The following is a 20,691-nucleotide window of genomic DNA, read 5'->3' as shown; positions in this document are numbered from 1 at the left end:
TTTTCGATGATAACCACCTGCTGAAGCAGGTGGTTTAGGGGCTGAAAATAAAAAAAGGCTGCCCTGAGGCAGCCTTCCGTGCTTAGTTAAGCTTTTCGCGGATACGCGCTGATTTACCTGAACGATCGCGTAAGAAGTACAGCTTGGCACGACGTACGGCACCACGACGTTTCAGCGTGATGCTGTCGATCAGCGGGCTGTGCGTCTGGAATACACGCTCAACGCCTTCGCCGTTCGAAATTTTACGTACTGTGAATGAAGAGTGCAGACCACGGTTACGCTTAGCGATAACCACGCCTTCATACGCCTGCAGACGTACTTTGTCACCTTCTTTAACTTTAACCTGAACCACAACTGTGTCACCTGGTGCAAACGCAGGAACGTCTTGTTTCAGCTGTTCGGTTTCAAGTTCTTTGATGATGTTTTGGCTAACTTTGCTCATAACAATCTCACTTTACCTGGAATTAACTATCGTGTTGCTGCAACGCCTGGTGTTCCTTTTGGAACTCATCCAGTAATTTGCGTTGCTCCTTAGTCAGAGCCAGGGCATTTAACATATCCGGCCGTCTTAACCAGGTCCTGCCTAAGGACTGTTTCAGACGCCAGCGTCTTATATTTTCATGGTGTCCGCTCAGCAACACCGGCGGAACCTCTTTGCCATCTAACACTTCTGGTCTTGTATAGTGCGGGCAGTCTAACAAACCGGACGCAAAGGAGTCCTGTTCAGCGGACTGTTCATGCCCAAGTACACCTGGTACCAGTCGCGACACCGCATCAATCAGCGTCATCGCAGGCAATTCGCCCCCACTCAGCACGTAATCACCAATTGACCATTCTTCGTCAATCTCGTTTTCGATTACGCGTTCATCAATGCCTTCGTAACGGCCTGCTACTAAGAGCAGTTTCAGGTGCCGGGCCAGTTCCTGTACACCTTGTTGATCCAGTTTGCGGCCTTGCGGCGACAAATAAATCGTGTGTACATCTCCCCCTGCAGCTTGTTTGGCAGCGCGAATCGCGTCTGTCAGTGGCTGCACCATCATCAGCATACCAGGTCCGCCACCATAAGGTCTGTCATCGACGGTTTTGTGTTTGTCCGAGGTAAAATCCCGCGGGTTCCAACACTTTACCTGAAGCAGCCCCTGTTTCACGGCCCTGCTGGTAACTCCGGATTGCGTAATGGCATCAAACATTTGTGGAAAGAGTGTAATAACACCGACCCACAAAGAGGGTTGTTGCGACATCAGAAATCAGGATCCCAGTCAACTGAGATACGCCCTTCCGCTCTGTTCACCTCTTTAATGACGGAGTCCGTCAAAAATGGCAACAGGCGTTCCTTTTTGCCAAATGCATCGGTTTTATTGGCTTTTAAGACTAAAACGTCGTTCGAGCCAGTTTCCATCATGTCGACCACTTCACCTAAGTGATAACCCTCAAGGTTTACCACCGCCATACCCATCAGGTCACGCCAGTAGTAATCCCCTTGCTCCAGTTCCGGTAATGACGCCCGCTCTACAGCGATTTCTGCGTTTACCAGCACCTGAGCCTGGTCTCGGTCGTTCACGTCTGCCAGTTTAACAATCAAGCCATTGCTATGACGTTTCCAACTGGAGATTTGCACTTGACGCCAGTTACCCTGCAATTGAATCTGCCAGGGTGTGTAGTCAAAAATCCCTTCCGGGACATCGGTATAGGAGTTAACTTTTAGCCACCCGTTGATGCCATAAACAGCACCAAACTTACCTAAGACAACTAAATCAGAACTTTTCAAGCCCTTACTCCCACCGGCCTAGCTATTAAGCAGCAGCTTTTTTCAGAGCTTTAACCAGAGAAGCTACGCGGTCGCTTAACGAAGCGCCTTGTGCAACCCAGTGGTCTACACGCTCTAAATCAATACGCGTTTTCTCTTCAGTGCCGCCAGCGATTGGGTTGAAGAAACCCACGCGCTCAATAAAACGGCCATCACGAGCAAAACGGCTGTCCGCTACCACAACTTGGTAAAATGGACGCTTTTTCGCGCCACCACGTTGTAAACGAATAGTTACCATACCGTCCTCTATTTATCGTTCAGGTTTTTTAAAAAATAACAAACCCCGCGGTCAGACCGTGGGGTCGCAGAATTGTACTGATTTTTTCCTGTTTTGCAAGGAGTTTCGGGCCATACGGCTGGGTTTCTGAGCAGCCCGCAAAGCCGTTCTACAGCTCCTTAACGTGGAGGAAGCATACCGGGTGGCAATTTGCCGCCCAAGCCCCGCATCATCTTCATCAGGCCGCCTTTGCCGGACATTTGCTTCATCATCTTTTGCATCTGAGTAAATTGTTTCAGCAACTGATTCACGTCCTGCACCTGAGTGCCGGAGCCAGAAGCGATACGTTTTTTCCGGGAGCCTTTGATGAGATCCGGAAACTGGCGTTCTTTTTTTGTCATCGAATTGATAATGGCTTCCAGTTTCTTGAATTGCTTATCACCCACCTGCTCCATGGCGCCAGCCGGCAGATTTTTCATGCCCGGCATTTTTTCCAGCATCGACATCATGCCGCCCATGTTACGCATCTGTACCAATTGGTCACGAAAATCTTCCAGGCTGAAGCCCTGGCCTTTCATCACCTTGGCAGCCACCTTGGCCGCCTGCTCCCGGTCCACCTTTTGCTCAATCTGTTCGATCAGACTGAGCATATCGCCCATACCCAGAATACGGGAAGCAATACGGTCCGGATGGAAAGGTTCCAATGCGTCGGTTTTTTCACCCATACCGATAAATTTAATCGGCTTCCCTGTGATATGACGGATGGATAAGGCAGCACCACCGCGGGCATCACCGTCCGCTTTGGTCAGAATCACACCGGTCAGCGGCAACGCTTCGTTAAAGGCTTTGGCGGTATTGGCGGCATCCTGACCTGTCATGGCGTCCACCACAAACAGAGTTTCGATAGGTTTCACTGCCGCATGCAGCGCTTTGATTTCACCCATCATTTCTTCGTCAACGTGCAGCCGGCCAGCGGTATCGACCAGCAGCACGTCAAACATCTTCAGACGGGCGTGCTCAATAGCTGCATTCACAATAGCCACAGGGGCCTGGCTGATGTCACTGGGGAAAAACTCCACCCCCACATCTTTCGCCAGCGTTTCTAACTGCTTAATAGCGGCAGGACGGTACACGTCCGCAGACACCACCAATACTTTTTTCTTTTTCCGCTCTTTTAAGAACTTGGCCAGTTTACCCACAGAAGTGGTTTTACCCGCACCTTGCAAACCCGCCATCAGCACCACAGCCGGCGGCTGAGTGTTCAGTGCCAGCTCTTCATTGGCTTGCCCCATCGCTTCTTCCAGCGCTTTGCGGACAATCTTCAGAAACTCCTGACCAGGTGTCAGACTTTTGCTGACTTCCAGACCCACAGAACGCTCTTTCACCTGATTGACGAAATCCCGTACCACAGGCAAAGCCACATCCGCTTCCAACAGCGCCATGCGCACTTCACGCAGCGTCTCTTTTATATTTTCTTCGGTCAGGCGGCCCCGGCCACTGATATTTTTCAGCGTTTTGGTTAAACGATCCGACAGATTCTCAAACATAACTGGCCTACCTCAACAGAAACTGTGCGGATTATACCCCAGCCCTCTCTTTACGTCAGCCCGTAACAACGGCTGACAAATGCGAGCGGTTTGCAATAGAATGAGGGAAGAAAGGAATTACGGGATAGGGTTTATGTCTTTTATGCTGTTTCCCAGTGTTGCACTGCTGGCATATCTCAGTGCAACAATGCTGGTGTTATCCAGGCTGGTCAGCCCTAAGGGGTTAAACTACAAGCTGGTTTTCGCGTTAGCGGTGCTGGCTATTGCCTGCCATGGCATCTTTCTGGCCGACAGCATTTTTGCCGGTGGCGGACAAAACTTCAGCCTGCTCAATGTCATTTCCTTAGTCTGCTGGCTCATCGTGATTGTGATCACCCTGTCAGCACTGCGCACCCCGGCTGTACTGTTGCTTCCTATTGTTTATGGTTTTGCGGCGCTCAATCAGTTGGCCATTCTGGTATTGCCCAGTGCGCTGAAGGTGCAGCATTTTGAGCAAACGCCCGCCTTGCTGATGCATATTATTGTGGCCTTTGTTGCTTACGCTCTGCTGATAGTCGCCACTTTGCATTCGGTGCAGGTCAGCTACATCAGCCATAAGTTGAAACAGAAAGATTTTCTGTTGGGTAATCAGTTCTTGCCTCCTTTACTTCAGGTGGAGTCCCTGCAGTTCCGCCTGCTGCTTGCCGGTACCGTACTGCTGGGCCTGACTCTGCTCAGCGGCGCCTTGTTTACCGAGCACTGGTTTGAACTGCAGCACCTGCATAAAAATGTACTGAGTTCTCTGGCCTTTTTGGTGTTTGTCCTGTTGCTGTGGGGCCATGCCCGTCTGGGCTGGCGCGGCAGAGTAGCGATAGCGTTGACTTTTACCGGCAGTATTTTGCTGACCTTATCTTATTTTGGCAGCCGCTTTGTCCGTGAGATCCTGTTAGATCGGCTGAGCTAAAGCTTGACTTGCAGGCTGCACCAGCATATTTAATAGAACTCCAGTTCAGTAAGAGGTAATTCCAGTTTGGATCAAATCTCCACAGCAACTCTGTTTATCCTGTTAGGGTTGCTGGTGTTGTGTTCTGCTTTTTTTTCTGCCTCTGAGACCGGCATGATGTCGGTCAATCCGTACAAGCTGAAACATCAGGCCAATGAACAGCATAAAGGTGCGCTGCGGGTCAGCAAGATGCTGGAGCGCCGTGATCGTCTGATAGGCCTGATCCTGATTGGCAACAATCTGGTCAATATAGCCGCATCCGCCATTGCCACCCTGATAGGCATGCGCCTTTATGGTGACTACGGCATCGCAGTAGCGACAGTGGGCCTGACCCTGGTGATCCTGATTTTTGGGGAAGTCACGCCTAAAACCCTGGCCGCGCTTCACCCTGAGCGGGTCGCCTTTCCAGCCTCCATTGTGCTCAAGCCTCTGATGAAACTGCTGGCTCCTTTGGTCTGGTTACTGAATAAAATCTGTAACACCCTGTTAGGCTGGCTTGGCGTCAAGGCGGAACAACACCATGGCCACAGCCTGAGTTCAGAAGAGCTGCGTACTGTGGTGCATGAAGCCGGCGCTTTGTTGCCCGAGCAGCATCAGAGCATGCTGGTGGGGGTATTGGACCTGGAAAAAGCTACAGTCGAAGACATTATGGTGCCACGCAACGAGCTGTATGGCATTGACATCAATGATGACTGGAAAGACATTGTGCGCCAACTCAGTAGCAGCCAACACAACCGCATTTTGCTCTACCGCGACAGCATCGACGACGCCTTGGGTTTTTTACACAGCCGTGATTTGGCCCGCCTTGCGTTAAAAGAGCAATTGACCAAAGCCAGTTTATTGCGGGCAGTACGGGAAATTTATTTTATCCCCGAGAATACTCCACTGCATACTCAACTGCAAAAATTCCAAAGCTCCAAAGAGCGTATCGGTCTGGTCGTTGATGAGTTTGGTGACATTCAGGGGCTGGTCACGCTGGAAGATATACTGGAAGAAGTGGTCGGCACCTTCACCACAGACGTCGCCCAGCAACAAAACGACGAAATTAAATTGGAGAAAGAAGGCTGTTATCTGGTGGAAGGAGGTATCAACCTGCGCGACCTGAACCGCGATTTACAACTGAATTTCCCGACCGATGGTCCAAAAACCCTCAATGGTCTGGTTCTGGAATATCTGGAAGATATACCAGAAACCAATTTAAGCCTGATGCTGTATGGCTGCGTGTTGGAAATTACTGAAATTCAAGACAACATGATTAAGACAGTGCGTTTAAAGCCCAAACCAGCCACAACCACTGCATCTTAATCAAACAAGCCCCAAAACCAGCCTCGTTTAAATTCGTCCTCACAAGACTGCAGCTGTTGCTGGTACCGGGCCGAGCGCTGCTGCACCAGCCGGGACGTCTGCATCAACCAGGCTTTTTTCCGGTAAGTGCCACGTTGATAACCGCCCCAGCCTTCGTGGTAATTCAGATACTGACCGTAAGCGTCGGTTTTGGCCACCCCATTCACCCGGTTGCTTTTGTCGATATACCACCCCATAAAGTCGATGGCATCGGCAAAATCACTGCGGCTGGCAAAATAACCATTGGTTTCCCGCGCATAGTCATCCCAGGTTTCATCTTTCACCTGCGCATAACCATAGGCCGTACTGGCTCGCCCAACCGGAATAAAGCCGAACCAATACTGCATCGGTGGCTGTGCGTCGTGTTGAAAGCTGCTTTCCTGATACATAATGGCCATAGGCACATGCACTGGAACTTTCCAGCGGTCCCGTGCATCGGCCGCCGCATGGTACCAATCTTCATGTTCACGGAAAATTTCGCAGAGGTTCTCTTTATTCTGCGGCGGCGACACAGCACAACCACTCAATAGGCTAAGACAGGCTAAGGTAAATAAAGAATTTTTAATTTTTTTCATCAGACCCAGAACTTTTTTGTCGCCGGTTCAGACTAACCTGTTGAACGGATTCAACCAAGTTTTTGTTTTTCATCCCTGGATTTACCTTATCCTTAGTGTTCCTGGCCAGCTTCGCTGGCCTTTTTTTATTTATAAATCCACAAAGTAGTCTTGCAGGTACTGGTCAAAACTCTGGGTATCCGCCTGCTCGACCTGCTGCTGTTGCCGAAGCGATTCAGCAGCCATCTGTTCTAACTGAGATTGCTGATAAAAGCCGTATTGCTGCCCGGCAAAATACTGCTTGTAGTTTGCCGACAGTTCCAGCGCATAACAGCCATGGTCGCGCTGCAATGACATAATCTGCCCTAACCAACGGCCTGACAAAGTTTTAGCTGGATCAAGCAAGGCCAGATACTGCTCTTTTAATGCCTTCTGATACCACTCAGAGCCATGAGCTTCATCCATCCAGTGCGCTATTGGCATCAGGTCCGCAAAAATTTGTTCTGCCCAATCCAGCATCAGCCTTGGATGTTCTGCATCCAGCAATTCAAGACTCTGGCGTCGTCCTTCGGTGACCACTTGACGTAAATTGAGCTCCGTCTGTGCCTGCTGCTCCGCTGTCATCAGAGGGCTTTGCTCGAGCAGACAATACAGCAGGAACAAATCCAGGAAGCGCATCTGCTCGGCACTGATGCCAACAGGACTAAAGGGGTTGACATCCAGTGAACGAACCTCGATGTATTCCACACCACGACGCTTTAAGGCACAGGTAGGTCGCTCGCCACTTTGGGTGGTGCGTTTGGGTCGGATTGTTGAGTAAAATTCGTTTTCAATCTGCAGAATATTGCCGTTCAACTGGCGGTATTGACCATCCACTTTCACCCCAATCTCCTGGTATTGCGGTGACGGCGTCGAAATAGCCTGACGCAGGCCCTGAATATAGTCAGGCAAAGAGTTATAGCTGATGTTCAGACTGGACTGTGCGTTATTGGTGTACCCCAAATCGCTCATACGCAGAGAGGTTGCATAAGGCAGATAAATGGAGCCTTTGCCTAAGGTCTGGAACTGATACTTCGGCTGCCTGCCCTGCAAAAAAGACTGACACATCACTGGAGAGGCGCCAAACAGATAAACCACCAGCCATACATAACGCTTGTAATTGCGGATCAGATGCAGGTACTGAGTGGAGATAAAATCCTGTAATTCGTCCGTATTGCCAAGCTGCTGCTGATACAAACGCCAGAACTCTGCCGGAATAGAAAAATTAAAATGAACACCGCTGATGGCCTGCATCATACTGCCATAACGGTTTTTCAGGCCCTGACGGTACAGAGTTTTCATCCGCCCCACATTGGACGAACCATACTGCGCCAACCTGATTTCATCCTGATCGCGGATAAAACAAGGCATCGAACCAGGCCACAGCTGTTCTTCGCCCATTTGACTGAGCGCAAACTTATGAATATCCGTCAGTTGTTGCAAAGTGATATCAATAGAGCTTTGAGCTGGTGTAATAAACTCAAGCAAAGACTCCGAAAAATCTGTGGTGATCAGCGGATGGGTCAACGCCGACCCTAAAGCTTTGGCGTGGTCAGTCTGGGCCAGGCGACCATCGGGATGAATACGTAATGTTTCCCGCTCCAGACCTCTGCGGATCCCGGTGATAGCGGCGCGAAAACTGTCGGTGCCAAGCTGCTGCAGGCGCTGTTCAAGGAAATGACTCAAGCTGGATCCTTAGTTAAGTGTTGAGCTTCGCTGTTATGGGGAGTCAACAGATAAAAAACAAGTGGGCTGACGCGTTGCAAACCAGGCCAGAGATCGACAGATCTCAAGCAAACTACCACCGAAATGGCGGCATCCATTGCGGCAGCTGTTATTCCTCTTCTTCCCTGCGCCCGTAGTTCAGACGCGCCCTCTTGCTACTTTGCAGTACCACCACCCGCATAATGTCTTTCCATGACACAATTCCAAGCGCAATCAGGTCCTTGTCGACCACTGGCAGGCAACTGATATTGTGTTTGAGCAATAAGGCGGCCGCATGCACCACAGGGTAATCTGCAGTCACAGAGATCACCGGGCTCGTCATCAGGTGTTTGACCCGACGGCTGGACAGAAAGAGCTCCAGTGTAGGCTCAGACGCAGTCTCCATCACTGGGCTTAAGGCTTTAAAGTAATCCTTCACAGACAAAATACCCACCAGCCGTTTGCTGCTGTCCAGCACAGGCAAATGCTGAAACTTCGCCGATTCAAAAATTACCCGGATCTGTGCCAGGGTCGCGTCCGGACCCACAGTCACCAGCTTACGGGACATAATGGCAGCCACTTGCATAACAGTTCCTGGCTCGCTTATTCAGGTTGAGTTTGAAATAATACGTAAGATCATCAGATTAACCGAATGACTTAGAAAAAGGAAAGGATAGGCCATGAATCGCCGCAATCATCATGTTGTCGATCAGGAAGTACAGTACGACGCCGGCCTGGAACTGGTGTCTACCACGGATTTACGCGGAGTCATCACTTATGCCAACCCGGCATTTTGCCAGGTGGCTGGCTATGAAGCTGAAGAGCTGATCGGAAAAAACCACAATTTGGTACGTCATCCGGATATGCCGGCAGCAGCCTTTGCCGATTTATGGCAAAAGCTGAAACTGGGCCAGTCCTGGCGAGGCATGGTAAAAAACCGCTGCAAAGATGGCCGTTATTACTGGGTCGATGCGTATGTCACACCTATTTATCGCGACCAGCAACTGGTTGGGTACCAATCCGTCCGGGTCAAACCAACCCGTGAACTGGTACAACGGGCTGAACGTTGCTACAACGCGATCAATACCGGCAAAAAAGTAAACAGCTTCCGGGAGAACTCCAGCCTGCGCCTGATGCTCACTTTGGCTTTGAGTCTGGTCACTGTGCTGGCAGGTTCATTGTTATGGTCTGCCTGGTTCCTGGTAGCCGCATTATTGCCACTGGCTTTTTTGACACTGATGCATCAGGAAATACTGGCTATCCCTGCTGAACTCAAAGCCATTCAACACCAATTTGATTCGGTCTCACGTTATGTCTATGCCGGACGCACAGCATTCTCTGTTGCCACCTTCCGCCATCAATTGCAGCAAGCCCGTCTGCGCACCGTACTGGGCCGTACCAAAGACAGCACCAGCCAGCTGACCCGCATTGCCGACACCCTGGAAGAAGCGGTGCATCTGACAGAACGCGGCATAGGACAACAAAAAGTCCAGTTGGAATCTATCGCTTCTGCCACCTTAGAGCTGAGCCATACAGTGCAGGATATTGCCCTTCGCACCAGTGAAACCAACGCCAAAGTGGGCGAAGCCCAGCAGATCTGCCAGCAGGCAGAACAGGTGATGGAACTGACCGCCAGCACAGTGAAAAAACTGGCGGTGGAAGTTCAGGGTGCGGCCAGTACCGCAGATAACCTGGCGGTGGAGGCGGAACGTATCGGCGCCGTGATGACCGAAATTCAGGGCATTGCCGATCAGACCAACCTGTTGGCGCTGAATGCCGCCATTGAAGCGGCCAGGGCCGGCGAACATGGCCGTGGTTTTGCGGTCGTGGCCGATGAAGTCCGGGCTCTGTCTTCACGCACTCACAATGCGACAGAGCAGATCCAGCGCTCCATCGCGGAAATACAACAAACTTTGCTGAGCTGGGGTAAAACTATGCTGCAAAGCCGTGAGCAGGTGGAAGATTGTGTGACCCAAACGCAGCGCAGCACAGTGCAACTGAAAGACATAGTCGCGATGGTCAATACCATTGACCATCTGTCCGCACAAATAGCTACTGCGGCCACTCAACAAGGCCAGGTGGCGGCCGAAGTGGCGCAGAATGTCGACAGCATTCAGCAAATTGCTCAGGAAAACATGGGCAATATGGGACTGGTCTCCGACACCAACCAGCGTTTGCACCAACAAGCGGCAGAAATTGCCAATCTGAGCAAAACCTTCTCCGCTGAATAAGCTGCACCAAAACAGCAAAAAGGCCCGTGGTTCAACGGGCCTTTTTAGTTTCACAAGTCACGCGATCCTGCCGCAACACAGCATTATTGCATTCGTGCGGCCTGAATACTGAATTGCCCTGATGCAGCATCCACCCGAATCACAGAGCGGGGAGCTATCTCGCCACGCAACAAGGTTTGCGCCAGCGGGTTTTCTATATGCTGCTGAATGGCCCGTTTCAGTGGCCGTGCACCGTACACCGCATCAAAGCCGGCTTCGGCCAGCAAATCCAGCGCCGCATCTGTGACATCCAGGCCAAACTCCCTGTCCGCCAGACGCTTACGCAACCGTTCCAGTTGAATGGCTGCAATATGTCGGATATGCGCATTGTCCAGTGGATGGAACACCACAGTTTCGTCCAGCCGGTTTAAAAACTCAGGCCTGAACTGACGGCTTAACACCTCCATCAACATGTTTTTCATCTCGTCGTAGCTCTGATGCTGGTAATGCTCCTGAATCAGATCCGAGCCCAGGTTGGACGTCATAATAATCACAGTGTTTTTAAAGTCGACTGTGCGGCCCTGGCCATCGGTTAAACGGCCATCATCCAACACCTGCAGCAGAATATTAAACACATCTGGATGGGCTTTTTCGACTTCATCCAGCAACACCACCGAATAAGGCTTACGCCGCACCGCTTCGGTCAGGTAGCCGCCTTCTTCATACCCGACATACCCCGGAGGCGCACCGACCAGGCGGGACACCGCATGTTTTTCCATAAACTCCGACATATCAATGCGCACCAGCGCATCTTCGGTATCAAACAAAAACTGTGTTAAAGCTTTGGTCAGCTCGGTTTTACCCACACCAGTCGGGCCTAAAAACAAAAAGGACCCAATGGGTTTGTTCGGATCGGCCAGGCCTGCACGGGAACGGCGAATCGAATTGGATACGGCGCTGACCGCTTCCTGCTGCCCGACCACCCGTTTTTGCAGCTCTTGCTCCATGCGCAATAATTTGTCGCGTTCTCCCTCCAGCATTTTGCTGACCGGGATGCCAGTGGCTTTGGATAACACATCGGCAATTTCGTTGTCCGTCACTTTGTGGCGCAGCAGTTTCATTTCATGCATTTCGGCTTGCGAGGCTAAATCCAGCCGTTTTTCCAGCGTCGGAATGCGTTCGTACTTCAGCTGCGACATCCGGTTTAAATCGCCGGCACGGCGCGCCACTTCCATATCCAGCCGGGCTTGCTCCAGGTCAGCTTTGATATTTTGCGTACCCTGCAACGCGGCTTTTTCGGAAGTCCAGACTTCATCCAGCTCGTTGTACCTGGCATCCAGTTCACGAATTTGCTCCAGAATGCTGTCTTTGCGCTTTTTTGATGCGTCGTCGGTTTCCTTCGACAACGCATTTTCTTCCAGCTTCAGCTGAATAATGCGCCGCTCCAGCCGATCCAGTTCTTCCGGTTTTGAGTCTATTTGCATCCGGATACTGGAGGCGGCTTCGTCAATCAGATCGATGGCTTTATCCGGCAGCTGACGGTCACTGACATACCGGTGTGACAAAGTCGCGGCTGCTACTATAGCCGGGTCAGTGATTTCAACCGCGTGGTGCAGTTCATACCGCTCTTTTAAACCGCGTAAAATAGCAATGGTGTCTTCCACTGAGGGTTCGTCCACCAGCACTTTCTGGAAACGCCGCTCCAGCGCCGCGTCTTTTTCAATGTATTTACGGTATTCGTCCAAAGTGGTGGCCCCCAGGCAATGCAGCTCACCACGGGCCAGTGCAGGTTTGAGCATATTGCCGGCGTCCATAGCCCCATCGGCTTTACCAGCCCCGACCATGGTATGAATTTCATCAATAAACAGAATGACCCGGCCTTCTTCTTTTGCCAGTTCATTCAGCACCGCCTTTAAGCGCTCTTCAAATTCACCGCGGTATTTGGCACCGGCCAATAAAGCCCCCATGTCCAGCGACAACACCCGCTTGTCTTTTAAGCCTTCCGGCACTTCTTTGTTGATAATGCGCAGCGCCAGGCCTTCGACTATGGCGGTTTTACCCACTCCGGGTTCACCAATAAGCACTGGGTTGTTTTTGGTGCGCCGCTGCAACACCTGAATACACCGACGGATCTCTTCATCCCGGCCTATCACCGGGTCCAGTTTGCCAGCTTCTGCTCTTTCGGTCAGGTCGATAGTGTATTTACTCAATGCCTGGCGGCTGTCTTCTGCGTTGGGGTCATCCACATTCTGGCCTGCTCTGAGTTCCTCTATGGCTTTTTCCACTGCGGCTTTTTCCACCCCTAACAGGCGCAGAATAGTACCCAGCTCGGATTTATCTTCAGTGGCAGCCAACACAAAGAGCTCACTGGAAATATACTGATCTTTGCGTTTTTGCGCGTATTTATCCGACAGATTTAACAGCTGACCACTGGCTCCGGACAACTGAACAGAGGCATCCCCCCCTTCCACTTTAGGTAAACGCTCCAGCGCCTGCGTCAGCTTGGAACGTAATTCATGTGGATTGGTGCCAATTTTGCTGAACAGCTCTTTGACTGAACTGCCTTCCTGGTTCAGCAAGGCATACATCAGGTGTACAGGTTCGATATAAGCGTGATCGCGCCCCAATGCCAGAGACTGCGCATCAGCGATCGCCATTTGAAATTTACTGGTAAAACGGTCAAGTCTCATAAAGATCTCCGCAAATCAGTTTTTGCTGTTGTTTGCTAAGATTGCGCCTGACCGTTGTTTTTTCAAGCGGAAAACGTCAAAAATTTGACTTAGATCAGCTTAACCAGATGCAGGACGCCATACGTCCGGTCTGGCCGTCGCGACGGTAGGAATAAAAACGGCTTTCATCAGTGTAAGTGCAAAAACCGCCACCGTAGATTTGCCGGACACCTGCAGCCTGCAACCGCAGACGGGCCAGTTGATAAAGATCCGCCCGCCACTTGCCGGATTTTCCGGCTACCGCTTTAAAGGCCTGCTCTGCCTGCGGCTGCCGCGCTATAAAAGCTGCCAGCACGTCATCACCCACTTCAAAAGCGGCTGGGCCAATGGCGGGGCCTAACCAGGCCAGTACTTCTGAGTTGTCTGGAAAATGTGCCAACGTCTGTTCCAACACCCCATCACATAGGCCACGCCAGCCGGCATGAGCCGCAGCCACCGCTGTTCCTGCCTGATCACAAAACAACACAGGCAAACAGTCGGCGGTCAGTACCGTCGCGACCTGCAGTGCTTTTGTGGTAAAGGCGGCATCTGCAGTGACAGCACCAGCACTAAAGTCAGCTTGGGTCAAATCCACACAGAGGGTGCTGTGGACCTGATTTAACCAATAAGGCTCGGCAGGTAACGCCGCCAGCCGTTGCCAGTGCTGCCGGTTCTGCTGCACCAGCACCGGATCATCGGCCACATGACTGCCCAGGTTCAGGCTGGCATAAGGAGCGACAGAGCAACCATTCAACCTGGTGCTGATGGCCGTATGCACATGGGCAGGTGCCGGCCAGTCTGCTCTGAGCACGCCGTTCATCAGGCAAAATCCAGGCCGTGCTCTTCGGTATCCGCACGCAGCGCCAACGTCAGTTGCACCATATCGTCCGGCACTGGTGCATGCCATTCCATAATCTCGCTGGTGATAGGGTGAGCCAGACGTAACATAGCTGCATGCAACGCCTGACGTTTAAAGCTGCGGAAAATAGTCAGTAACTCTTCACTGGCTTTACGTGGCGGGCGCGGACGGCCGGCATACACAGGGTCACCAACCAATGGGTGGTTGATGTAGGTCATATGCACACGAATTTGATGGGTGCGGCCGGTTTCCAGCCGCAAACGCAGCCGGGTATGGGCGCGGAATTTTTCCATCACCCGGTAATGCGTCACCGCCGGACGGCCCGAGGTGGTGACCGCCATATGGGTTCGTTTGGTCGGGTGACGGCCAATAGGCTCGTCCACTGTGCCACCCGCCGTCATAATGCCATGGCAAATCGCTTCGTATTCACGGGTAATTTCGCGGTGCTGCATCGCATCGACTAAATGCACCTGCGCCGGAATGGTTTTCGCCACCACCATCAGTCCGGTGGTGTCTTTATCCAGGCGGTGAATAATACCGGCGCGCGGTACTTCGGCTATTGACGGACAATGGTGCAACAGCGCATTGAGCAAAGTCCCTTCCGGGTTGCCGGCACCCGGGTGTACCACCAAACCGGCCGGTTTGTTGATCACCAGGATATGCTCATCCTCATAGACAATAGTCAGGTCAATGGCTTCAGCTTCAAAACGTTCATCGTCCGGTAACTGGGCATCAATCTGAATGGCCTCGCCCCCCATCAGTTTTTCTCTGGGGGTATTGCAGACCCGGCCATTCACCTGAACCCAATCCGCCAGGATCCAGTCTTTTATTCTGGAACGCGAATAATCCGGGAACATTTCGGCCAGCACCTGATCTAAGCGCTTGCCAAATAAATGATCGGGAACAATTTCTGCGAGTTTTAGCTGTTTTGTCATGTCGGAACCAGTTATCCTGTGGGCACACTCGGCTGTCTGAGTTAGAATCAGGCCGTCAAAGGCGCTAGTTTAACGGTTTTACGCCGGACTAAATAGCCAACAGGCTCAAAGTAGTAGTGGATTTTTCAATGAAACTGAATTTTTTAGCGGCCATAGCCATGGCACTGACGCTGGCCTCGTGCGCTGGCACCAAAGACCCAGAAGAGCAACTGGTCAATACCAACCAAAGCGCCCAGCAACTTTATGATGAAGCCAAAAACGTGCTGGACTCCGGGTTATACAGCAGGGCCATTGAGCTGCTCAAAGCGATGGAGAGCCGTTATCCCTTTGGACCTTTGTCACGCCAGGTGCAGTTGGATCTGATTTACGCTTATTACCAGAGTGGCGACACCAAACAGGCGCTGGCCAGTATTGACCGTTTTATCCGCCTGAACCCGAATCACCCGGATCTGGATTATGTCTATTACATGCGGGGCCTGAGCAACTTAAAGGCTGATGAAAATTCGTTCCACGAGTTTGTCGGTATCGACAGAGCCGACCGTGATATGGCCAGTACCCGTCAGGCTTTTGATGATTTAAAAATTCTGGTCAGCACCTACCCCACCAGCAAATACGCTCAGGATGCCAAGCTGCGTATGCAGAGCATTAAAGAGAAACTGGTGCGGCATGAATTGATTATCGCTGATTATTACACCCGTCGTGGCGCCCACCTGGCTGCGGCCAACCGCGCCAAGTATGTGGTGGAATATTACCGGGATTCCCCTCAGGTCGAGCAGGCATTGCGGCTGATGGTGCAAAGTTACGATGAGCTGGGCCTGACGAAGCTGCGGGATGACGCCAAAGCCGTGCTGATGCTGAATTTCCCCAATACCGCTGAATTTTAAGCCTTGGGGTCAGAGTCAAGCTCTGACCCCATCCTTTTGTGGCTATAAAGCGTCCAGCGCTTCCGATAATTTCGTCACGCCAATCACTGTCATACCGGCAATAGGCTCTTTGGGGGCGTTGCCATGCGGCACTATAGCGCGCTTAAAGCCATGTTTGGCCGCTTCTTTCAAACGCTCCTGACCACTGGGCACAGGGCGGATTTCACCGGAAAGCCCGACTTCACCAAATACCACCAACTCATTGGGCAAGGCTTTGTTTTTAAAGCTGGAGACCAGTGCCAGCAGGGTTGCCAAATCTGCACCTGTTTCATTGACCCTGACGCCCCCCACCACATTGACAAAGACATCCTGGTCTACCATCTGAATACCAGCGTGACGGTGCATCACCGCCAGCAGCATGGAAATGCGGTTTTGTTCCATGCCCAAGGTAACGCGTCGCGGGTTGTTCAGGGGTGAATAATCCACCAGCCCCTGTATTTCCACCAACAAAGGCCGGGTGCCTTCCCAAAGCACCATCACAATGGAACCCGGAGTGTCTTCTTTACCGCGGCTTAAAAATATGGCTGAAGGGTTTTTCACTTCTTTCATGCCCTGCCCTGTCATCGCAAAAACCCCCAGCTCATTGACAGCACCAAAGCGGTTTTTATGGCTGCGCAGTGTGCGGTATCTGTTATCTGAATCACCGTCCAGCAACACTGAGCAGTCAATACAGTGCTCCAGCACCTTGGGCCCCGCCAGTGACCCGTCTTTGGTGACATGCCCCACCATAATGACGGCAATGTGGTTTTGTTTGGCAAAACGGGTCAGGTAAGCCGCACTTTCCCGCACCTGTGACACAGAGCCCGGTGCCGACTGAATGTCTGCCATCTGCATCACCTGAATGGAGTCAATCACCATAATGCGAGGCTTTTCCTGCTGTGCCAGCTGGCAGATAGTCTCAACACTGGTTTCCGCCAGCATCAGCAGTTGCTGGGTAGGTAAACCTAAACGGTGTGCCCGCATCGCCACTTGCTGCAGTGATTCCTCACCAGTGACATAAAGTGCTTTTCCTGATTGCGCCAGGCCACACATGATCTGCAACAACAAGGTACTTTTTCCGGCTCCGGGGCTGCCGCCAATCAGAATGGCTGAGCCTGGCACTATGCCGCCCCCCAAGACGCGGTCAAATTCCGCAAAACCCGAGCTGAACCGCGGGACTTCCTGCAAGTCCACTTGATCCAGCCGCACTACTTTAGCCACAGTGGCGCCGGCGTAGCCATCAAACCGGGCTGATTTGGTGGCGCTCGCCAGCCGCACTTCGCTGATGGTATTCCAGGCTCCGCACTCGGTACATTGTCCCTGCCAGCGCACAAAGTCTGCACCACAATCATTACAGACATAGGCGGTTTTGGTTTTTGCCATTTTTCTCTCTTTGCTATGAAGGCATGAATATTGCTTTTAAGCTTTAATATTCATAATGTACAACACTTTATTGACGAAGTGACATTCGAAACACGGATCAGAATACAGATGACAACTTCCGATTTAGCTGAACACTTAGGGGTGATCGAACGCTTAAAACCCCTGATCAACACACCTGATTTTGACCAGGTGTTTAAGCTATTGACCGAAGAGTTGCCAAAGTCCAAACAGTTTCTGATCAAAATGGAACTCAAACGCCTGGGTCAGCCTTGTTCTTATTATATTGATCTGCGAGGCCGGGTGGATGGTGAAGTCCGTCCTTACGAGTTTAACGGACAGACCCACTACATGGACGATGTAGCCATCCGGACCTTCGAAAAAGGTATAAAACAATACAGCCGTTACACTGTGGGTGTATTCGAAGACGTCAGTAACACCAGCAACAATCACCGGGTCCGTTACCAACAAGAGCAGGCACAACGCAAACAAAACCGGGGCCCGGCTGTCTCTCCTCTGCTGGCAACGGACGAAGAGGAAGAGACAGAACAGACAGAACAGAAAACCGTTCAGTTGATTAAGTTTGCTGAATATCAGAGCCGCGCTGAAGAGCGGATGAATTTTTCCATTGATATCGAGTTGGTGCTGGACAACCAGGACCGGCTTTTTGCCACCACCAGCGATTTATCAGTCTCAGGCTGCAAAATCAAGGTGCAAAGAGAACTCATCTTCCAGCCGGGGCAAAAAGTAGCCATCTTTTTCCGGGGCCTCGAGCAGGAATTTGCCTTGGGCCTGACCGAAGGTATTCCTTATCAGGTGATAGAACAGGAACCGGCCGATAAAGGGGTGTACCTGAGGTTAAAACGTTTACCGCTGGAGCATGAAAAAGGTTTTACCGACTTTCTGCAAAACTTTATCCATGGCAACAAACGCCGTTATAAAGTGAATCTCGACAACACTTACCAGGCCGTTTATGTCAAAGGCTACGAGCAGTTTTTTTTACCCCGGATGACCACATTACCGGTTTTTCTGGCTGTCAATGACGGCAAAGCGACACCACTCTGCGCTTTGACAACAGAAAACAACCGATCGGTCCTGCATTATTTTCAGGATGAACAACGTCAGAATGTGTTGTCCCAGTTGCTGTCAGCCCGGCGCCTGAAACAGTGTTTATCCAGTGCTGAACAAAGTACTGTTTTGTATACATTTACTCATGCGGCCAAAGGGCGGTTGTTTTTTTATTCAGCGACAGCAGATGAACTGGCGCAGTCCGCTGCGTTGCGTCAGGTATTTATTGGTTTTGGTTCACAAAAGCCCAGCTGGCGCGTCTTTCATTTGCATATCAGCCGAACCAATCCGGCTCATGCACACAGCAAACTGTCCTTACCCAGCAGCGCCAGTCAGGAAATTCAGAAGCTGAACCAACCACCCAGCCCCCTGATCGCCAATTTCATTAAAGAGCTGCGTTACGTCGCCAGCCTGACTGAACTCAACACCACCGAAAGTACCGCTCAGTACCAACGCACGGCCCTGGACCAAAGTTTGCTGAATCAGCTGAAAATCTTCGGCCATGCCAAGCTGGACAGCCTGCCCGCCATTGAAGCGGCGGCAGTACATTATGTCAATCTGCGTTCAGAAAGCCGCTTTCTGTACCGGACTGACGTGTTGGTTGGTGACGGAGAAATGGCCGATGTGCGGGGGTTCACCCGGGATTTCTCCAGTAAAGGCCTGCAAATTGAGTGTGTTGAGCCCGTTGATTTTGAACGCGGCGACCAGGTAGAAATTACCCTGCCACAAATGCAGAAAATTACCAATAAACACAAGCTGACCCAACTGCCTTATGAGGTGATGGCCGTCAGCAAAAATAAACTGATTATGAACCTGCGCATTATTGATAAAACGAATGACCATCAGGGCAAACAGTTTTTCCAGCAACTGATCGCCAATAATCGCAGCAAACTGACCATGGCAGAAGAAACACCTAAATTCCCTGGTTTAGGGCCTGCGCTGCGCAATATGTACCTCAAAGCCCTGAATTGCTTTGTGTTTTACATACATCGCCAGGGTATCCGCTACCATATGGATGTGGTGGCGCAAGGCGCAACGCCAAGCACCTTGCATCGGCTGTTGCAGCGTTTTACGCCAGCTGACGGTGAGCTTAACCTGCAACCTTTGCTAAAAAACAATGCAACAAACCTGCAGTTTGCCAACCAGTTGAAAAAGATGAAACGGCAGGAACTGCCTTTCCGCTACGAAGTGTATTTGCGTTACCTTCCTGAACAAGGCACAACAGAGCAGAGTCTGCTAACCGAATTTGACTTTGATTTGCCGACAGCCAATCAGCGTAAACTCTTTATTGAAGAAAGCCTGCAACAAGGCCTGCTGTTCGCCTACCGGATATTTTTGTCCCGCACAGGCCGACCTGACACAGAGCATATTGCCAAAGAACTGGGCTATGTCAGTACCTACGCCATTCACAAAGCCAAAGTGCTGGAAGAAGAGCTCTGGAGTGTGGTGGGTGTAGGTGAAGTGCAGGACATCACTGAAGAAGTCATGACACGTTATCAGGTGCCCACTGAGCTTGTTGAAAAGCAACGCCAGCAGCGCCAGCTGTTACTGGCGTCCAAGCCAGTCGGCTAACTGCACAAAGTGGTCCTCACGGGCTGTGGCCGCCGTCAACATTGAAATATGATCATAATCCATCTTATAGCCGGTCGCTTTGCCCAGCAGCGTAAAGCGGCCTGCATCCAGGCCTGTTTCAGCCAAAAACGCCAGCACATCCTGCGGATGCCCCAACAGCCGGTCATTCACCGCAGCCAAATGCCAGCTCGGCGGCCAGTTCAGATGTTTGCAGGCATTGGCATAATTGAAGCCATCACTGATATCTGTAAAGGCCTCACCACGGATCCAGGGAATAGTATCCAGCAAATACTGGGCCGGTTCATTGTCTGCACCAAAGCGCCATTGCCGGGCGGGCAAATACCCATAAACTTTGCATAACAGAGGCCCAAGCCGGTTCCAGACCCAGTCAATATGCAGCCGCCTTTGCCAGCCCTGTACGCTGATGCAACGTTTGCTGCCAAAGGTCAGCACAGAGCGTACCAAAGGCAGCAACTCAGGCTGACGCGCTAATGCCGCCGCCAGCACCACACCGGCCCAGGAGTGGGCGATCAGATGCACAGGCTCTGCCTGCGTCAGGTGACGGATCAAAGCCGGAATATCAGCTGTGATTAATTGATTCTGACTATGGTTAAAGTGGCGGCTGGCGACAGGAATGGACTGGCCACGTCCGGCGAAATCAGCACAATAGACTTCAAACCCCATATCTGCCAGAAAACAAGCGAAACCCCGGCCTTTTTCGTTGTAAAAAATCCGGCTGTTTTCGATAGCACCGTGCAGCATCAGCACTCTATGCCCGTTGGGCTGGGCAGGAATAAGCTGGCGCAGATGGAGCTGATAATGGCTGACCTTGAGCCAAAGGGACTGTTGCCTGTGCTGCATCT

The 20,691-nt window shown here is 51.5% G+C and carries 18 protein-coding genes; 5 read left to right on the top strand and 13 right to left on the bottom strand.

Translation table 11 applies throughout. The features are described from left to right. Positions 1-82 precede the first annotated feature (82 nt). The 5 genes from rplS to ffh form a co-directional block, all read right to left on the bottom strand. The gene (gene rplS, locus WKJ04_RS03740; protein WP_337843288.1) at positions 83-442 is read right to left on the bottom strand and encodes a 50S ribosomal protein L19; all 360 of its coding nucleotides are present in this window, start codon (positions 440-442) and stop codon (positions 83-85) included. Between the two features lie 22 nt (positions 443-464). Continuing rightward, positions 465-1,223, bottom strand: a complete 759-nt coding sequence (trmD, locus tag WKJ04_RS03735) for a tRNA (guanosine(37)-N1)-methyltransferase TrmD (protein WP_337879174.1) — start codon at positions 1,221-1,223, stop codon at positions 465-467. 17 nt (positions 1,224-1,240) lie between these two features. Next, entirely contained in the window at positions 1,241-1,768 is a 528-nt protein-coding gene (gene rimM / locus WKJ04_RS03730) for a ribosome maturation factor RimM (protein WP_337879172.1), read from the bottom strand. Between the two features lie 25 nt (positions 1,769-1,793). After that, a complete protein-coding gene (rpsP, locus tag WKJ04_RS03725) occupies positions 1,794-2,045 on the bottom strand; it encodes a 30S ribosomal protein S16 (protein ID WP_337843286.1) in 252 nt (83 codons plus the stop codon). A gap of 158 nt (positions 2,046-2,203) precedes the next feature. Further along, positions 2,204-3,571: a signal recognition particle protein gene (ffh, locus tag WKJ04_RS03720; RefSeq protein WP_337879171.1), complete on the bottom strand. Its 1,368-nt coding sequence runs from the start codon at positions 3,569-3,571 to the stop codon at positions 2,204-2,206. Positions 3,572-3,704: 133 nt separating this feature from the next. On the opposite strand from ffh, the gene ccsA reads away from it, so the two are divergent. Both ccsA and WKJ04_RS03710 read left to right on the top strand, forming a co-directional pair. Continuing rightward, positions 3,705-4,514: a cytochrome c biogenesis protein CcsA gene (ccsA, locus tag WKJ04_RS03715; RefSeq protein ID WP_337879170.1), complete on the top strand. Its 810-nt coding sequence runs from the start codon at positions 3,705-3,707 to the stop codon at positions 4,512-4,514. A gap of 66 nt (positions 4,515-4,580) precedes the next feature. Beyond that, positions 4,581-5,858: an HlyC/CorC family transporter gene (locus tag WKJ04_RS03710; RefSeq protein WP_337879169.1), complete on the top strand. Its 1,278-nt coding sequence runs from the start codon at positions 4,581-4,583 to the stop codon at positions 5,856-5,858. Here the strand turns inward: WKJ04_RS03710 and WKJ04_RS03705 are convergent. From WKJ04_RS03705 to WKJ04_RS03695, 3 genes are all read right to left on the bottom strand, one after another. After that, positions 5,855-6,472 carry a transglycosylase SLT domain-containing protein gene (locus WKJ04_RS03705; protein WP_337843282.1) on the bottom strand — a complete coding sequence of 206 codons (618 nt, stop codon included), beginning with the start codon at positions 6,470-6,472 and terminating at the stop codon, positions 5,855-5,857. The genes WKJ04_RS03710 and WKJ04_RS03705 overlap by 4 nt on opposite strands. 129 nt (positions 6,473-6,601) lie before the next feature. Beyond that, positions 6,602-8,176 (bottom strand): glutamate--cysteine ligase, encoded by a 1,575-nt coding sequence (gene gshA, locus WKJ04_RS03700; RefSeq protein ID WP_337879168.1) that lies wholly within the window; start codon positions 8,174-8,176, stop codon positions 6,602-6,604. A gap of 148 nt (positions 8,177-8,324) precedes the next feature. Next, on the bottom strand, positions 8,325-8,780 hold the full coding sequence (locus tag WKJ04_RS03695) for a CBS domain-containing protein (protein WP_337879167.1): 456 nt from the start codon (positions 8,778-8,780) through the stop codon (positions 8,325-8,327). A 94-nt stretch (positions 8,781-8,874) separates the two neighbouring features. On the opposite strand from WKJ04_RS03695, the gene WKJ04_RS03690 reads away from it, so the two are divergent. After that, positions 8,875-10,425 carry a PAS domain-containing methyl-accepting chemotaxis protein gene (locus tag WKJ04_RS03690; RefSeq protein WP_337879166.1) on the top strand — a complete coding sequence of 517 codons (1,551 nt, stop codon included), beginning with the start codon at positions 8,875-8,877 and terminating at the stop codon, positions 10,423-10,425. An 83-nt stretch (positions 10,426-10,508) separates the two neighbouring features. On the opposite strand, the gene clpB is transcribed toward WKJ04_RS03690, so the two are convergent. The 3 genes from clpB to rluD all read right to left on the bottom strand — a co-directional run bounded on the left by clpB (position 10,509) and on the right by rluD (position 14,906). After that, entirely contained in the window at positions 10,509-13,094 is a 2,586-nt protein-coding gene (gene clpB / locus WKJ04_RS03685; RefSeq protein ID WP_337843278.1) for an ATP-dependent chaperone ClpB, read from the bottom strand. A gap of 94 nt (positions 13,095-13,188) precedes the next feature. Continuing rightward, positions 13,189-13,932 (bottom strand): peptidoglycan editing factor PgeF, encoded by a 744-nt coding sequence (pgeF, locus tag WKJ04_RS03680; protein WP_337879165.1) that lies wholly within the window; start codon positions 13,930-13,932, stop codon positions 13,189-13,191. After that, entirely contained in the window at positions 13,932-14,906 is a 975-nt protein-coding gene (gene rluD / locus WKJ04_RS03675; protein WP_337843276.1) for a 23S rRNA pseudouridine(1911/1915/1917) synthase RluD, read from the bottom strand. The genes pgeF and rluD overlap by 1 nt, the downstream gene beginning before the upstream one ends. Before the next feature lie 128 nt (positions 14,907-15,034). Between rluD and WKJ04_RS03670 the strand changes: the two genes are divergently transcribed. Further along, entirely contained in the window at positions 15,035-15,790 is a 756-nt protein-coding gene (locus WKJ04_RS03670) for an outer membrane protein assembly factor BamD (protein ID WP_337843275.1), read from the top strand. A gap of 42 nt (positions 15,791-15,832) precedes the next feature. Here WKJ04_RS03670 and radA read toward each other — a convergent pair whose 3' ends face one another. After that, positions 15,833-17,191: a DNA repair protein RadA gene (gene radA / locus WKJ04_RS03665; protein ID WP_337879164.1), complete on the bottom strand. Its 1,359-nt coding sequence runs from the start codon at positions 17,189-17,191 to the stop codon at positions 15,833-15,835. A gap of 108 nt (positions 17,192-17,299) precedes the next feature. Here radA and WKJ04_RS03660 point away from each other — a divergent pair, with 108 nt between their 5' ends. Further along, positions 17,300-19,828, top strand: a complete 2,529-nt coding sequence (locus WKJ04_RS03660; protein ID WP_337879163.1) for a PilZ domain-containing protein — start codon at positions 17,300-17,302, stop codon at positions 19,826-19,828. Here WKJ04_RS03660 and WKJ04_RS03655 read toward each other — a convergent pair. After that, on the bottom strand, positions 19,802-20,689 hold the full coding sequence (locus WKJ04_RS03655; RefSeq protein ID WP_337879162.1) for an alpha/beta fold hydrolase: 888 nt from the start codon (positions 20,687-20,689) through the stop codon (positions 19,802-19,804). The two genes, WKJ04_RS03660 and WKJ04_RS03655, sit on opposite strands and share 27 nt — an antisense overlap. Positions 20,690-20,691 lie beyond the last annotated feature (2 nt).

This window comes from Rheinheimera sp., from assembly GCF_037442345.1.
GTDB lineage: Bacteria > Pseudomonadota > Gammaproteobacteria > Enterobacterales > Alteromonadaceae > Pararheinheimera.
The sequence above is the reverse complement of the archived record's forward strand: the minus strand, read 5'-3'. Positions and strand labels throughout refer to the sequence as shown.

Coding starts and splice junctions, on each gene's coding strand:
- rplS (WP_337843288.1), bottom strand. CDS start 442: ATGAGCAAAGTTAGCCAAAACATCATCAAAGAACTTGAAACCGAACAG.
- rpsP (WP_337843286.1), bottom strand. CDS start 2,045: ATGGTAACTATTCGTTTACAACGTGGTGGCGCGAAAAAGCGTCCATTT.
- ffh (WP_337879171.1), bottom strand. CDS start 3,571: ATGTTTGAGAATCTGTCGGATCGTTTAACCAAAACGCTGAAAAATATC.
- ccsA (WP_337879170.1), top strand. CDS start 3,705: ATGTCTTTTATGCTGTTTCCCAGTGTTGCACTGCTGGCATATCTCAGT.
- WKJ04_RS03705 (WP_337843282.1), bottom strand. CDS start 6,472: ATGAAAAAAATTAAAAATTCTTTATTTACCTTAGCCTGTCTTAGCCTA.
- WKJ04_RS03695 (WP_337879167.1), bottom strand. CDS start 8,780: ATGCAAGTGGCTGCCATTATGTCCCGTAAGCTGGTGACTGTGGGTCCG.
- WKJ04_RS03690 (WP_337879166.1), top strand. CDS start 8,875: ATGAATCGCCGCAATCATCATGTTGTCGATCAGGAAGTACAGTACGAC.
- clpB (WP_337843278.1), bottom strand. CDS start 13,094: ATGAGACTTGACCGTTTTACCAGTAAATTTCAAATGGCGATCGCTGAT.
- pgeF (WP_337879165.1), bottom strand. CDS start 13,932: ATGAACGGCGTGCTCAGAGCAGACTGGCCGGCACCTGCCCATGTGCAT.
- rluD (WP_337843276.1), bottom strand. CDS start 14,906: ATGACAAAACAGCTAAAACTCGCAGAAATTGTTCCCGATCATTTATTT.
- WKJ04_RS03670 (WP_337843275.1), top strand. CDS start 15,035: ATGAAACTGAATTTTTTAGCGGCCATAGCCATGGCACTGACGCTGGCC.
- radA (WP_337879164.1), bottom strand. CDS start 17,191: ATGGCAAAAACCAAAACCGCCTATGTCTGTAATGATTGTGGTGCAGAC.
- WKJ04_RS03660 (WP_337879163.1), top strand. CDS start 17,300: ATGACAACTTCCGATTTAGCTGAACACTTAGGGGTGATCGAACGCTTA.
- WKJ04_RS03655 (WP_337879162.1), bottom strand. CDS start 20,689: ATGCAGCACAGGCAACAGTCCCTTTGGCTCAAGGTCAGCCATTATCAG.